Here is a 13138-nt window from a genome sequence, read left to right as displayed (position 1 = left end):
ATCATAAGCTCCTCTCTTTTTTCAACACTTCTAATATCAATCCAGCTGTTTCTTCAATTGCCTTATTTGAAACATTGATTATCGGACAGCCTACTCGCTTCATAATTTTTTCAGCATAATCCAGTTCATCAAGAATTCTTTCGAAGCTGGCGTAACTTGCTTTAGAACCTAACCCTAATGCTTTTAACCTTTCGAGACGGATTTCATTTAATTTATCGGGGGAAATAATTAATCCGATACAATTCTTTCTCGGAATCTTAAACAATTCCTCTGGTGCTGGTACCTCTGGAACCAAAGGAACATTTGCCACCTTAAAGCGTTTATGCGCTAAATACATGGATAAAGGTGTCTTCGATGTCCTTGAAACACCGATTAAAACAATATCAGCCTTAAGAATTCCCCGGGGATCACGGCCATCATCATACTTAACCGCAAATTCAATGGCTTCTATTTTTCTAAAATACTCTTCATCTAGTTTTCTCATTAATCCTGGTTGATGGTGAGGAGTCTTATTAAAACTAGTGGTAAATGCATTCATCAACGGACTAAGCAAATCCACAGCCATAATGTTTTCTTCTGCCGCCCGTCGATCTAAATATTCCTTTAGAACAGGAATGACAATCGTATAGGCAATAATTGATTTTCCTGTCCTCGCTAGAATAAGGATATCCTCAATGTCTTCAAAATCGTCAACATAAGAACTACGGCGAATCTCAACATTACCTCCGTTAAATTGTGTCGCAACCGCTTTTACTACCAACTCTGCTGTTTCCCCAACCGAGTCTGAAACCACATAGACAACTTCCTTATCTCCTAAAATCACTGCCACTCCCCTTTATACCGAATTTTGCTCCATCATTTCTAGATATGCTCGTGTAATGGTTGTTTTCGTAATCCGACCGACAAGTAAATATGTATGGTTTCCCGGATTGATTTCTTTGACTACAGGTAAGGAGTCAATGTGATTGGTGATCATCTTTTTTGCAGCCTCTAACAAGGTTTCATCAAGTGTAACGGTTATAATGTTAGGCATTCTTGTCATGATGACGCTGCAGGGTAATTCTTGCAAGTCTTTATTGCCAATAGCTGTTCTTAGTAAATCTTTTCTAGAAATAACCCCGGCTAAATAGCCGTCACTGTCAACAGCATAAAGCGTCCCTACATCTTCTAAAAACAGTTGAACAATCGCATCATAAACAGAAGTAGATTTTTCAACGACGATCGGGTGGGCTTTATAATCCGCAACTTTTCGGAGAATGAATTGTTCCGCTTGCTGCTTTACCACATGGTTATGATTGAAAAAATAACCGACGCGAGGTCTTGCATCCAAATTCCCTGCCATCGTTAAGATCGCTAAATCTGGTCTTAAGGCTGCTCTTGTTAAGGAAAGCTTCTCTGCAATTTGCTGCCCTGTAATCGGACCGCTTTCTTTCACAATCTTTAGAATTTCATCTTGGCGTTTCGTTAGTTTAATCACATTGACCCCCTTTTCAATATAATCATGTTATTTTTAATACTGAATTTTTAAATGTGCTATACTTATTAATATATAGTATATTACATTTATACACTATAGGGAACATTTAGTTCAACATATTTTTGACAAATTATTTAATTCTTCAAAAAAATCCTACCGCGAACGGTAGGATTCAAGTTTCCCCTATTTTTGACAGTTAGAACAGAAAAAGGTTTTACGAGAAGAAATCATTTCTTTCATTATAGTGCTTCCACACCTTTTGCAAGTTTCTCCTTCTCTGTCATACACCAAACAAAGGTTATTATATCCTCCTGTTAGGTTATCCCCTTTGTAAAAAGGATTTTCCATGTAGCCCCCATGCTTAAGCGCATCTTGGAGTACATGCTTCATGGATTGGTAGAGTTGATTTCGTTCATTCTCCTCTATGTCTTCTATACTCCGTTTGGTTTTGATTCCTGCGTGATAACAGATTTCATCAGAGTAGCAGTTTCCAATACCCGCAATAAACTCCTGATCAAGGAGTTTTGTTTTGATTTTCCCCCGTCTGTCACCCAGCAGCTTCAAGAATGTTTGTGCTGTGAATTGTGGATCAAATGGCTCTGGACCGAGCGGAGATAATTCCTTTTGAACATCCTGTTCACTATATAAATGTAAATACCCCAGCCTAAGCCCAATAAAATAAAGATGGTGATTCCCAAATGATAAACGAACCTGGATTGTCCTGTCAGGCTTGTCTTCCTCTGTACCAAAATACATCCAGCCGCCTAGCATTAAATGAAGCAACAAAACTTGTCCGTTATCTAAATGAAAGAGTAAATGCTTCCCTCTACGATTGACTGTGACGATCTTCTGATTCGCGACCATATTAATGAAGAGAGTTGGGTTCACATTTATGGATTTCTCTCGATTGATTTGTACTTGTGTGATGGTCTGTCCCGCTATTTTTTGATTTAACAATCTTCGGTAATTTTCCATCTCTGGCAGTTCAGGCATGAATCCACTTCCTCTCTACTGCTTTTTCATATCTTTTCCCCGAAAACGCAAAAAAACCGAACTTTTTAAAGTTCGGTTTTTGTATCACTATTCATTTGAGTGGGCCTAAATGGACTCGAACCATCGACCTCACGCTTATCAGGCGTGCGCTCTAACCAGCTGAGCTATAGGCCCATTTAGTAGAATTGGAGCGGGTGATGAGAATCGAACTCACAACATCAGCTTGGAAGGCTGAGGTTTTACCACTAAACTACACCCGCATTTATACGCCCTATCAATAGTACATGAAATATTATAGCATCGTACTGCTAAGTTGTAAACTACTTTTTATCACTCTGGAGATGTTTGAGCTTCTGCAATAATTCCATTGAATCCCCTGCCGCAATAAATTCGCCATTAACAATCGCATAAGGAGAGTTTTTGCATTCCTCACATCGGCTTTGGCACTGATACTCTTTATACTCGATATTTTTTTTACTCAGGAAGGTACTATACTCACTTTGTATGTCTTCCGTTAAAAAACGATTAAGGTTTTTTTCACAAAAATCGATCGTTAATTTCTTTTCTTTTGCAAAAAGTTTTGTAATAAAATTCATTTGTTGAACATCTCCACTGCCTGTCTTATAGTAAGTATATCAATTTTGGCTTAAAAATTCTCCCCATAAACATGATAAAGAGCAACCATTTTTTGTAACGGTTGCTCTTTATTAATAATTTCTATATTTGAAGTTTTTATCTTTTTGAATGTTTTTTATCAATTTTCGCCTCAATTCTCTCCATCGCTTTGTGATCACTTTTTAATTCCTGTTTGTTTTCATCGACTAATTTCTTAAAGCTTATCATGCTACGTTTCCTCATTTGTTTCTCCACCTTTCTTATGTTTTCATTATACATAATGTAGAAAGGGTAAATTCAACATAAATATTACAACTTTTTGAACTTTTTTATATTATTAGAAAATTAAATAAAATAAACAAGGATAATCCATAATGGACTATCCTCATTTTGGTTAGTCAACTACCACGACTCCAATGACACAGTCTAGGTCCACACGCTGAATTTCTCCTGGTTTACTCTCAACACGCAAATGGCGTTTAATGGGATCGATGTAATGGACATTACCTGTAATTTCTTGTAAAAAACCATCATGCCAAATGGTTAGCTTTAACCGCAAGTGAAACTCCATCGCATAGCAAATTTGCTGGTCAAACTCCTCTCTCTGATATTCGTCAAGTATTGGTTTTGCCTGTCGTTCTTGATCCTTATACATGGCACGAGTCATTGCAAACCCTTCAGGCATAAAAGACGCTGGCCGCCATTTTAATTTGCCTCTATCGCGTATTGCCATTTGAGTCATCTCCTTCAACACTATTATACACGAACAAATGTTCTGTATGTATATAAAAAAAATACGTACTTCCTTAAAGGAAACACGCAACTAATGATAAATATCTAACATATACAAGTCTTCCGCTTTAATCCTACTCTATTTTTCACTTCTATTTTCTTTATGTAATCTGTTGCAAGTGGAACTTTACAAGCGGTGTTTCCTACGTTTACTTCCACCTTGCCAATATATTCTGCCACCTGTTTTGCTTCCTCACTTAGTTCCGTTACATAGGCGCCGACAGAAATAACAAAACCATTCATCACATATCTGACACGGTTTCGTTCAGAATGGATGTTATTTTTCACATGTTCTAACAAAGAACGAATTTCGGTTATGTCCAACTTTTCATCAGGGGTGATGGATAAATAATTGGAATAGGTGCTCCAGCCGCAAACCGCGATCATTTCTTCCTCAGATTTTATCCACTCTCTGGCCAATTCCATTGCATAATCACTTTCGGCAGCAACTTGTGCCACTGTATATTCCGCCGCCATATACCAGTAAGCTTTCTGAGCCCAATCCTGTAAGGTCTCTTTTGAAATTAGTTTTGGATTTACCGAAAGACCTGCCAAATACATAGCATCATGATTGCCGGAATTATATAGTTTTAAGGCTAATTCATGATCCTTCTTCACATATTTAACTAGTTTCTTCAAATCCCCAATTTTTACACCATAAAATGGCTCTTTTACGCCGTGATTGTTATAAATTTGCTTCGTTTGCACGGAACCCAGTTCTTCAAGTTTTTGCATGATTTCTTTATACGTCACGCCATTCATCCTCTCACCAAAAAACGATTATTTTTTGCTGCAGCAATTAATCCATAGTACTATTCAACGCTTGATATTCAGAGTCCTTTTTTACCAAAAATTCCCTTTATCTATCTTATAACATTGTGTATTTTATAGCACTATTCTATACTAAATAATGGCAGGTTTATCAGTCTGAATTTTAAAATAATAATTAAAAGGTGGTAGAATATGAAGTTAGGTGCATTTTCTGTAAGTTTAAATGTAAAAGACATTCATGTATCAAAAGAGTTTTACGAAAACCTGGGATTTCAAGCCTTTGGTGGTGACATTTCTCAAAATTGGCTGATTATGAAGAATGAAAATTGTATCATCGGACTATTCCAAGGTATGTTTGAAAAAAACATCCTCACTTTTAATCCAGGTTGGAATGAGAATGCAGAAAATCTCGAATCCTTTACCGATGTACGGGACATTCAAAAACAGCTAAAAGAAAAAGGAATAACCATGCTTTCTGAAGCAGATGAAACCACTGAAGGACCAGCTCATTTAATCATTGAAGATCCAGATGGCAACCAAATTCTCTTAGACCAACACAGATAAAAAATGAATAAGAGCGATTGCTAGCTATACTGCAATCGCCCTGGTCAACTTTCATTTAGTTGCAATTAATTCATAGTTTATCTTCCTTATCATCATATAAATCCACAAAAACACTACCATTAGAATCAATCTGCGCTAAAAAGACATCTTCAAAATCATTCGCCCCTTTTTTCTTTATCTCACTTAAAAGCCAATCTTTTGTATAGCCTAAAGATCCTAAGCGTTTTTTTAAAAGTGTTCCATCAATAATAATTAAGGACGGGGCATGGTCCGCTTTCATTTTTAAACCAATGTCTTTTGGCGTTAGCGACTGGTACTCTGGTTTCTTCATTACACTGATCTGCCCATTTGTTTCCAAAATAGCCATTTCAACCTCATCAATCATAAATGCGTCTTTTTCCCTTAAACCATTCATGAGGTCATCATACGTCATTCTATGTTTAAAAAGACTTTTCTCCATGATTTTCCCATCTTTAACAAGAATAGACGGACTACTCTCTACTAAGTCTCTAAACTTAAACGATTTGATTGCACCGTATGCGAGAATGAGGGATAAAAGCGTATAAACCACTAATCCTATTAAACCATTCACGAACTTCATGGAAGTGTCTATGGCTATTTGTGAAGCCATGTCGCCAATGACAATCCCAACGACATAATCAAAAAAAGTTAGATGGGAAATCTGCTTTTTTCCAAGAATTCTTGCGAGAGTAAATAATACTAAAAAAGAAAGGATAGCCCGACCAGTCACTTCAACATATTCCGGCATAACAACCTCCAGATATTTGACTCCATCCTATCTTTCCCGGTTCTATAGGAAATATCTTGTTGGAATAAAAAATAGACAAAAAGACCTAATCAATTAAACGGCTGCCCAATTGGGAAAGGAACCTTATATTTTATTTACTACTGTACTAACTATTTCAGTTACAGCAGCTCTACTCATCTTTTCCTTCCCTTCAGTTAAAGCGTCCAGAGTTCCATGAGCAAGTGCTATCGGGATTTTACAAAAATTAAGGATTGGACCGGGTTTAATATCCTTCATATAAACGTCAGCCAATGCTAGGTTACTTCGGGCGTACCTAAACATATCTTCTAACTCCCATCCATCGGGAAAGAAATCCACACCTCGTTCTAAATCTTCAGCACGATTGCGAAGAATATTGACAGACTGTAAGCCACGGCCAAAAGCTATAGCTAGATCCTTGTCCGTTTCAACATCGTCGTACCACTTCCAAATATCAGAGAGCATAACTCCTACCAAACCTGCAACGTAAAAGGTATATTCATTTAAATCTTCTTCATTCTGAATCCGCCACTCTTTTAAAGTCCAGTCCGCCATCCCCTTCGCCATAGTAGATGTGGCATTCAAAACGTTCTCAACCAATGTCGGTGGACAAAGATTGATCCAATCTCCTAATCGTAAAGTAACCTCCGGCAGAAGGGTGTGGTATGGGTGAAATAAAGCCATTAATTCTTTATGATTAAAGGGCTTTTTCAAGAGTAGGCTGATAGAATGTAATAGTTTATGTTTAGATTCCAATGGGAGTTGAGGATGGTCTTCAATCTCATCAATAGCTCTCATGCACAAGTAAGCAGATGTTACTGCTTCTTTTAATTCTGACGGTAGATAACTAATAGGAATAAAGAAGGTCCTGCTAGTCACCATCAACATGTTTATCGCACTTCTATGTAAATTAATTGCTTCACTCATCTTTTATGTCCCCTTTTTGTCAACAAGTTAAATTTTTTCATTTAAATTGTATTATTCCCCCTATCTAAAATATCTAATTAATAAACTCTAACACAAAATTTAAGCCTTTGTAACTTAATAAGTTTAATCCAGGATTCGGTACTTTATGGATCTAATGGCTCCAGGTTAGTATCTTGGGCATAATACAGTTTATATACATCAGAGAGGGGGATAGTATGAGGCTTAGAAATGGAGATTTTTATACAAATGTTCTTACCGAAAAGGTATACAAGTTAAATGAAGATAACGATAGTAGTTGGTACTTGAGTTTGCGTGATGAAGAAGGTTATCATGAAACAGAAAAGATATCAGGGCGTGATATGATTAGATTGGTGGAAGGTACTTATAAAAAAAGTTAATAAAATAGGTAGCCCATACCATACCTGTAATCAGATTTCTTAGTGAAAAGTAACAATTTAAAATGTTCCAAGGAAAAAGTCCCCTTTATGTCGAATATAAATAGATAAAGGGGATTAACCAATGAATAAAGTTGAGTTATTAAAAAAATTAGTAAGTAGTAGTCGAGGTAATTTGTTTTCATTAGAGATTCCTACTACAACAGAGAATCAAAGTAAGATTCAAGAATTGGTTAGAGTGTTAGAAACCGAAAAAAAAATTAAATTAAGAGAATATGTACAGAGAGAATACTCAGTTTATTTACAAGGAATAATTAAGTATGCATCCGAATAATCGGATGCTTTTTTTATTGCTCCCCCACGTTCATGTAACCTCTTTCTATAAAATCTATATTACTAATAAAGCGATGGGACATTGTATTGTAGATCGGTGATTTCCACTTCAAACCATCTAAACTCTTCATCTTTCTCGAACCAAGTAACATCGGATTTACTAGGTATTCGAATACCATTAAATTCTTTAAATTCTTTATTTATTCCCCCCCAATCACTTAATACATACTTACCATTTACTTCTCTGTATCTTTTTCCAACGAAACGGAGGATGTCGCCTTTCTCATTAAAATAAAAAACACCTGAGACGGAGATCCCGTTGTATTCCATTGTAGCTTTTGCAGAGGTCCCATCAATTTCATCCCATTTAATATAGGGTTTTAGGGCAGCTGAAGGATACCACATCATTTCAGCAAGATACCTCATCATTGTACCGGAATCCATTTCAGGACCCTTTGCATCGACAACTGGAAATAAAGAGAAGACTTTAATTTTCATTTTTCCTGATCCAGCTATAAAAGTATCAATGCCGGATAACTGCACTAAAGGTGCCATTTTGACATCAGCTATCCAAATAAATCCTGGTTCACTAATTGAAAAATACTGTTCCCCTTTGGTGGGCATCCATTTGCCATTTTTTTCAGTTCTCATTCTTCCTTGCTGTTTAAGACGAACAGTTTTAACTTCTTCCTTTCCTATTACATTGGAATTAGTTAACCACTTTTGAACAGGAGCTGGGAGTTTTTTCATGTCTTCTCTTTCAATTGTTTTTGAGCTCTCTTTATCAATACCTTCTAATAAATTAGCAACTAGGTTTTCGCCATTCTTAACAAAATAAACCCTAGCTATTCTAGAAACAACTATTAATAACAGCAGGAAAAGAATTATTAAAAATATTACGACCAGTATCCATTTTGGCATTTTTTATCCTTCTTTCCTTTTCATTATGATTACCATAACAAATATCAAAATTTACCAAAATGACAAAAGTCATAGAGTGATACCCATGAACAACCCGGCAGATAGGTTTTAGATTACTTGCAATGGAGATGGATAATAAATGAAACTACTACTACGTGGGAAGTTGACGGAGTTACTTACGAGAAACTCCCTCACAAACTTTGAGGTAGGTGATGTTTATACATTTCTAATGCGTTCGTATGCTCTTCTAGAACAGACATTGTTTTGATATGAGGCTTAGTGTAGATAACTGGATAATCCATTTCGTCCGAGTTTCTATTAATGGAAAAAGCTAATTTTTCCTCTTCTATTGAAAATTGGGCATCTATTCCCTTCTTATTCCCACGGGCGTCTACCCTAATCCATTTATTAAGTGTTTTAAAGAAAATAGCATTTAAGGCGTGAATACAATAGCCTTTTTCTGGAGTATCGAACAACATTAATCTTTGATAACAAAAACCTGTTGGTATTCCCTGAGAACGCAATAAAGACGCTAATAGATGAGATTTAGCATAGCAAATCCCCTCTTTATATTCTAATACTTCCGAAGCATTACAAGTAACTCGTTTCGATTGAATATCCCAAGAATGAGAAATTTCATCACGAACAAATTCGAATGATACTTTTGCTTTTTCAATTTCCGTTTGCAATGGATTGAAAAGTTCATCAGCTTTCTTTTTTATAATGGAATTAGAATAATTTACTTCATTTAATTCGAGTAAATAATCATCTAATTTTTCAGATTCACAAATCAAATTCAATATCCACACCCCAGTTCATTATGCATAATCATGCAATTATATCCATCATTATACCATGCAAAATAAAAAATCCCATATAAGATTTCAATGACTGGTAATTCTTGATTTGTAAAGATTATCCCCTCCTGACCGACAGCAAAGGCAATAATGGAAACAAAGGAAATAAATAAATAATTAAAAATTTGTTATAAGGCTAGCAATCTATTAAAATTGCTAGCCTTTTCCTTTATGTCCCCAAATAACATTTGTTTTCATAAAAATAATTGAATTTATTAGTTTTAATAGCTATATTTGATAAAGTAATGAAAGAAAGTGACTGAGGATACTTATGGCTCAGCGCTTTTATTGGAGGATTGAGCATTGTGAAGTTAGGACCTCGTGTGATTAAAACAGGAATTGCGGTTACATTTGCCTTATATATATGTTCCATATTAAATCTTGAATCGGCAGTCTTTGCGGGAATTGCTGCTATTTTTACGATTCAACCTTCCATTTACCGCACATGGAAACAAATATGGAATCAAGCTCAAACGAATATTATAGGTGCGATTTTTGCCTTTCTGGGATTATACTTTCTTGGCAATGATCCATTTTCAATTGGACTTGTCATCATTCTTCTGATTTCAATTAGTTTAAAGCTAAAAATGGCAGAAACGATTTCGCTAACGGTCGTAACAGTGTTAGCTATTATGAGTGCACCGGGAGACGAAGATTGGCTGTTTGCGTTGAACCGTTTTATTGTTACCTTCATAGGAATGGCAACCGCGTTATTGGTGAATATCTTTGTCTACCCGCCAAACTACAAGAAAAATTACTTAAATAAAATCAACGAAATTTTTCAAGATTTCTCTATTTTGATGAGAACCGCTATCTCTGACGAAATGACGGAAAAGTCGTTTAAGGATCAAATGGAAAAATTAGAGAATGATATTTTTAAATTAGAAGAGCAATTTATCTTATTTGATGAAGAACGAGAAAAAATGTCCAAAATCAATCATATGGATGTACGCGAAATCGTTGTGTTTAAGCAAATGTTTAAATCACTCCAACATGGATTTATGGTCTTGGAGGATATTGATTCCATCTATTTTACTAGCAAGCCTACACTTGAAGAAAATCAGCTCTTTGATCAACATCTCGAGTATCTCATCAAGTATCATGAGCTATTTCTATTAAAATATGATGGCAAAATAAAAATGGACCTGCCATCATTAGAAGATGAGTTTATGAAACAAACAGAGGTCTTTTTGGAAAAAGTGATGCAATCCTATCAAGAAAAACATAAAATCCAAATGGCTGTCATTGGTGCTTCTATTTATCATTATGCCTTTCAATTGGACCGGTTGAACACTCTCGTAGAACAATATCGGAAGAAATCACAATAGAATATAATTAACTTTTTTAAAAGAGAAAAGGATTAATATTTATTTTTGAAGAATCTAGTACAACAGACAATCGAAACTAACTAGTTAAAAAAAAGCAACCTAAGGTTGATTTCTTTATTGATAATATCTTTTCGAATCATAGTTGCATATATCTATAAGGCGTTTTTCATGTTCTTTGTTCCAAACAATTTATGATTTAATCTAGGTGTATAGATGATTAGAAATCCGGACCTCCCTATGGTATAGACAATGAAAGACAGCCATAGTCCATGGTTATGCCAGATAGGTGTTACCGTAGTTTGTAAAAGGATATAGACAATCATGGCATAAATCATTGAGTTTCGAACGGGAGCAATTTCAGTGGCTCCTGTAAAGACACCATAAATGACAAGGCCAAAACAGGCAGCAAACGGATAAAGACTAATCCACATTCCATATTGAGTTGAAATTTCGATTATACTAGGCAGATTGGTAAAAAGAGCAATAATTTGTTCTTGAAATAACCCATACACACAAGCGATAACAACCGCGGTAATCACCGACCATTGCTTTGATAAAGTAAGTGTTCTTTTAAATAATTCCTGGTTATTGGATCCTACCGCTTTGCCGACAAGAATACTCGTTGCGTTGGCAAACCCCTCGAAAAAATAAGCCATTATGTAATGTATTTGAAATAGTATTGCATTTGCAGCTAGTATGTCTGTCCCAAACGAAGCACCCTTTGCCGTAAACATATTTATAACGACTAATAAACAAATGGTTCGAATAAATAAATCCTTGTTTACGTTAAACATCTTTTTCATCGACTGAGTATCTATTAGATCTTGAACGGATGGGAATCTCCATACAAATGGTGATGCCTTCAAAATAATAAATAACCCTACTATAAAGGCTGTCACTTCAGCAATCAAAGCGGCCGCAGCGACCCCTTTTACAGCAAAAGAAAAGACATGGACAAAAAGAATAGCCAATATCATATTCAAAACATTCATTAACACTTGTAAAAATAAAGATTCTTTAATTTTAGCCATCCCCATTAGCCAGCCAAGGATCACATAGTTCATCAATGTAAAGGGTGCCCCCCAAATTCTAATTCGAAAATATTCTGCTGCAAACTTAGTGACATCAGAATCTGAGGAAAACAATATCAGAGCTAAATTTTCAATCGGCCATTGTAAGATAATAAAACAAATTCCAACTACAACAGCTAATAAAAATGGACGCGATAAAGCAAGTATCCCTTGATTTGGGTCGCTTGCTCCGTTCGCTTGTGCAGCAAATGCAGATGTACTAACCCGTAAGAATCCGAATACCCAATATAACGTGTTAAAAATTAAAGTACCGACTGCAACTCCTCCAATATATGCCGGATTGGGAAGCTGCCCCACAACAGCTGTATCTACTGCACCTAACAACGGCGTTGTCATCGTAGAAATTGTTAGGGGAATCGCCAACGCAAGGTACGCACGATGATTCATTCAAAATGGCCCTCCTTCTATCAATTCTCATAAAGAGAAATACCCCGATTTTGTAATGAAATCGAGGCATTCGAAAAATGTTAAATTAAGCACGTCTAACCGAACGAAAACGTGGATGCCCTGCCAATATTGAATCTCTCATCTCATATACTACAGGATGTTTTGAAGTAAAAAACTGATTTTTTTCATCGTATAACTCGGCTATTTCACCTTTTTCTAATACACCAAGTCGATCACTGATTGTATACGCAGCGTTAATATCGTGGGTAATAAAGAGAAATGATAACCCGAAGTCTGCTTTTAACTCCTTCAGTAATTCCAAAATCATTGTTTGATTCACCATATCCAGACTGCTGACTGCTTCGTCTAAGACAATCAGCTTTGGCTTAAGAGAGATGGCTCTTGCAATATTGATCCTCTGCAATTGGCCGCCGCTAAATTGATGAGGGTATTTTTTTAAGTCTTCTTCACTTAGCCCTACCCTTTCCAATAATTCAATAACGGTTCGTTTTTGTTCAGCTAGTGTAAGCTTTTCATAGTTTTCTAATGGCTCTGCAATAATTCGCTCGGCCGTCATTCGCGGGTTGACCGATGAAAATGAGTCCTGAAAGACTGCCTGAAGATCCCGGCGTATTTTTTGACGAATATGCTTATCTGCCGTATAAATATCATGCCCTTGAAACAGAACCTGTCCAAATTGCGGTCGTTCCAACCCCAGAATCACTTTTCCTAAAGTACTTTTTCCAGCTCCACTCGTACCAAGCATACCTAAACAAGTTCCTTCCTCAAGTGAGAGAGAAATGTTGGAAAGTATTTTTTTAGAACGGTCTTTCCAGTTGAACAACTTTCGGGATCCGTAGCTATGAGTTACTTCATTTACTTGTAATAAACTCATTTTTT

17 protein-coding genes and 2 tRNA genes are annotated in these 13138 nt (G+C 36.0%); 4 read left to right on the top strand and 15 right to left on the bottom strand.

Annotated features, from left to right (window positions below; translation table 11 throughout):
* Position 1 precedes the first annotated feature (1 nt).
* The 9 genes from ABC255_RS12110 to ABC255_RS12070 all read right to left on the bottom strand — a co-directional run bounded on the left by ABC255_RS12110 (position 2) and on the right by ABC255_RS12070 (position 4630).
* Positions 2-829 (bottom strand): pyruvate, water dikinase regulatory protein, encoded by an 828-nt coding sequence (locus ABC255_RS12110; RefSeq protein WP_412993768.1) that lies wholly within the window; start codon positions 827-829, stop codon positions 2-4.
* Between the two features lie 6 nt (positions 830-835).
* Positions 836-1477 carry a transcriptional regulator CcpN gene (gene ccpN / locus ABC255_RS12105; protein ID WP_412993767.1) on the bottom strand — a complete coding sequence of 214 codons (642 nt, stop codon included), beginning with the start codon at positions 1475-1477 and terminating at the stop codon, positions 836-838.
* A gap of 183 nt (positions 1478-1660) precedes the next feature.
* Entirely contained in the window at positions 1661-2470 is an 810-nt protein-coding gene (gene mutM, locus ABC255_RS12100; RefSeq protein WP_412993765.1) for a bifunctional DNA-formamidopyrimidine glycosylase/DNA-(apurinic or apyrimidinic site) lyase, read from the bottom strand.
* Between the two features lie 100 nt (positions 2471-2570).
* Positions 2571-2644: transfer RNA gene (locus tag ABC255_RS12095), tRNA-Ile, on the bottom strand.
* Positions 2645-2656: 12 nt separating this feature from the next.
* Positions 2657-2730 (bottom strand) — tRNA-Gly (locus ABC255_RS12090).
* Positions 2731-2790: 60 nt separating this feature from the next.
* Complete coding sequence (locus ABC255_RS12085; protein WP_412993763.1) at positions 2791-3066, bottom strand: DUF1450 domain-containing protein; 276 nt, start codon at positions 3064-3066, stop codon at positions 2791-2793.
* A 136-nt stretch (positions 3067-3202) separates the two neighbouring features.
* Complete coding sequence (locus ABC255_RS12080; protein ID WP_335536950.1) at positions 3203-3328, bottom strand: FbpB family small basic protein; 126 nt, start codon at positions 3326-3328, stop codon at positions 3203-3205.
* 151 nt (positions 3329-3479) lie between these two features.
* Entirely contained in the window at positions 3480-3818 is a 339-nt protein-coding gene (locus ABC255_RS12075) for a YolD-like family protein (RefSeq protein ID WP_412993761.1), read from the bottom strand.
* Between the two features lie 104 nt (positions 3819-3922).
* Positions 3923-4630, bottom strand: a complete 708-nt coding sequence (locus tag ABC255_RS12070; protein WP_412993760.1) for a DNA alkylation repair protein — start codon at positions 4628-4630, stop codon at positions 3923-3925.
* A 210-nt stretch (positions 4631-4840) separates the two neighbouring features.
* Between ABC255_RS12070 and ABC255_RS12065 the strand changes: the two genes are divergently transcribed.
* Positions 4841-5212, top strand: coding sequence for a VOC family protein (locus ABC255_RS12065; protein ID WP_335537046.1), 372 nt, complete (start codon positions 4841-4843; stop codon positions 5210-5212).
* Positions 5213-5282: 70 nt separating this feature from the next.
* Here ABC255_RS12065 and ABC255_RS12060 read toward each other — a convergent pair whose 3' ends face one another.
* Positions 5283-5981: a YetF domain-containing protein gene (locus ABC255_RS12060; RefSeq protein WP_412993758.1), complete on the bottom strand. Its 699-nt coding sequence runs from the start codon at positions 5979-5981 to the stop codon at positions 5283-5285.
* Between the two features lie 123 nt (positions 5982-6104).
* Complete coding sequence (locus tag ABC255_RS12055; protein WP_412993756.1) at positions 6105-6926, bottom strand: squalene/phytoene synthase family protein; 822 nt, start codon at positions 6924-6926, stop codon at positions 6105-6107.
* A gap of 215 nt (positions 6927-7141) precedes the next feature.
* On the opposite strand from ABC255_RS12055, the gene ABC255_RS12050 reads away from it, so the two are divergent.
* Both ABC255_RS12050 and ABC255_RS12045 read left to right on the top strand, forming a co-directional pair.
* Positions 7142-7324: a hypothetical protein gene (locus ABC255_RS12050; RefSeq protein ID WP_335537043.1), complete on the top strand. Its 183-nt coding sequence runs from the start codon at positions 7142-7144 to the stop codon at positions 7322-7324.
* Between the two features lie 121 nt (positions 7325-7445).
* Positions 7446-7655 (top strand): hypothetical protein, encoded by a 210-nt coding sequence (locus tag ABC255_RS12045; protein WP_412993754.1) that lies wholly within the window; start codon positions 7446-7448, stop codon positions 7653-7655.
* Between the two features lie 62 nt (positions 7656-7717).
* On the opposite strand, the gene ABC255_RS12040 is transcribed toward ABC255_RS12045, so the two are convergent.
* On the bottom strand, positions 7718-8575 hold the full coding sequence (locus ABC255_RS12040; protein ID WP_412993753.1) for a DUF6544 family protein: 858 nt from the start codon (positions 8573-8575) through the stop codon (positions 7718-7720).
* Between the two features lie 191 nt (positions 8576-8766).
* A complete protein-coding gene (locus tag ABC255_RS12035) occupies positions 8767-9375 on the bottom strand; it encodes a transglutaminase-like domain-containing protein (RefSeq protein WP_412993751.1) in 609 nt (202 codons plus the stop codon).
* A gap of 362 nt (positions 9376-9737) precedes the next feature.
* On the opposite strand from ABC255_RS12035, the gene ABC255_RS12030 reads away from it, so the two are divergent.
* Entirely contained in the window at positions 9738-10760 is a 1023-nt protein-coding gene (locus ABC255_RS12030; RefSeq protein WP_412993749.1) for an FUSC family protein, read from the top strand.
* Positions 10761-10912: 152 nt separating this feature from the next.
* On the opposite strand, the gene ABC255_RS12025 is transcribed toward ABC255_RS12030, so the two are convergent.
* Positions 10913-12238 (bottom strand): MATE family efflux transporter, encoded by a 1326-nt coding sequence (locus ABC255_RS12025; RefSeq protein WP_412993747.1) that lies wholly within the window; start codon positions 12236-12238, stop codon positions 10913-10915.
* A gap of 85 nt (positions 12239-12323) precedes the next feature.
* Complete coding sequence (nikE, locus tag ABC255_RS12020; protein WP_412993745.1) at positions 12324-13133, bottom strand: nickel import ATP-binding protein NikE; 810 nt, start codon at positions 13131-13133, stop codon at positions 12324-12326.
* Positions 13134-13138 lie beyond the last annotated feature (5 nt).

The organism is Neobacillus canaveralius (genome assembly GCF_047237705.1).
In the GTDB taxonomy this organism is placed as follows: Bacteria; Bacillota; Bacilli; order Bacillales; family Cytobacillaceae; genus Neobacillus; species Neobacillus niacini_K.
This window is presented reverse-complemented; position numbering and strand designations above follow the sequence as displayed.

Excerpts from the sequence above, each read along its gene's own strand:
- mutM (WP_412993765.1), bottom strand. The coding sequence starts at position 2,470 with ATGCCTGAACTGCCAGAGATGGAAAATTACCGAAGATTGTTAAATCAA.
- ABC255_RS12085 (WP_412993763.1), bottom strand. The coding sequence starts at position 3,066 with ATGAATTTTATTACAAAACTTTTTGCAAAAGAAAAGAAATTAACGATC.
- ABC255_RS12080 (WP_335536950.1), bottom strand. The coding sequence starts at position 3,328 with ATGAGGAAACGTAGCATGATAAGCTTTAAGAAATTAGTCGATGAAAAC.
- ABC255_RS12075 (WP_412993761.1), bottom strand. The coding sequence starts at position 3,818 with ATGGCAATACGCGATAGAGGCAAATTAAAATGGCGGCCAGCGTCTTTT.
- ABC255_RS12065 (WP_335537046.1), top strand. The coding sequence starts at position 4,841 with ATGAAGTTAGGTGCATTTTCTGTAAGTTTAAATGTAAAAGACATTCAT.
- ABC255_RS12060 (WP_412993758.1), bottom strand. The coding sequence starts at position 5,981 with ATGCCGGAATATGTTGAAGTGACTGGTCGGGCTATCCTTTCTTTTTTA.
- ABC255_RS12055 (WP_412993756.1), bottom strand. The coding sequence starts at position 6,926 with ATGAGTGAAGCAATTAATTTACATAGAAGTGCGATAAACATGTTGATG.
- ABC255_RS12050 (WP_335537043.1), top strand. The coding sequence starts at position 7,142 with ATGAGGCTTAGAAATGGAGATTTTTATACAAATGTTCTTACCGAAAAG.
- ABC255_RS12045 (WP_412993754.1), top strand. The coding sequence starts at position 7,446 with ATGAATAAAGTTGAGTTATTAAAAAAATTAGTAAGTAGTAGTCGAGGT.
- ABC255_RS12040 (WP_412993753.1), bottom strand. The coding sequence starts at position 8,575 with ATGCCAAAATGGATACTGGTCGTAATATTTTTAATAATTCTTTTCCTG.
- ABC255_RS12025 (WP_412993747.1), bottom strand. The coding sequence starts at position 12,238 with ATGAATCATCGTGCGTACCTTGCGTTGGCGATTCCCCTAACAATTTCT.
- nikE (WP_412993745.1), bottom strand. The coding sequence starts at position 13,133 with ATGAGTTTATTACAAGTAAATGAAGTAACTCATAGCTACGGATCCCGA.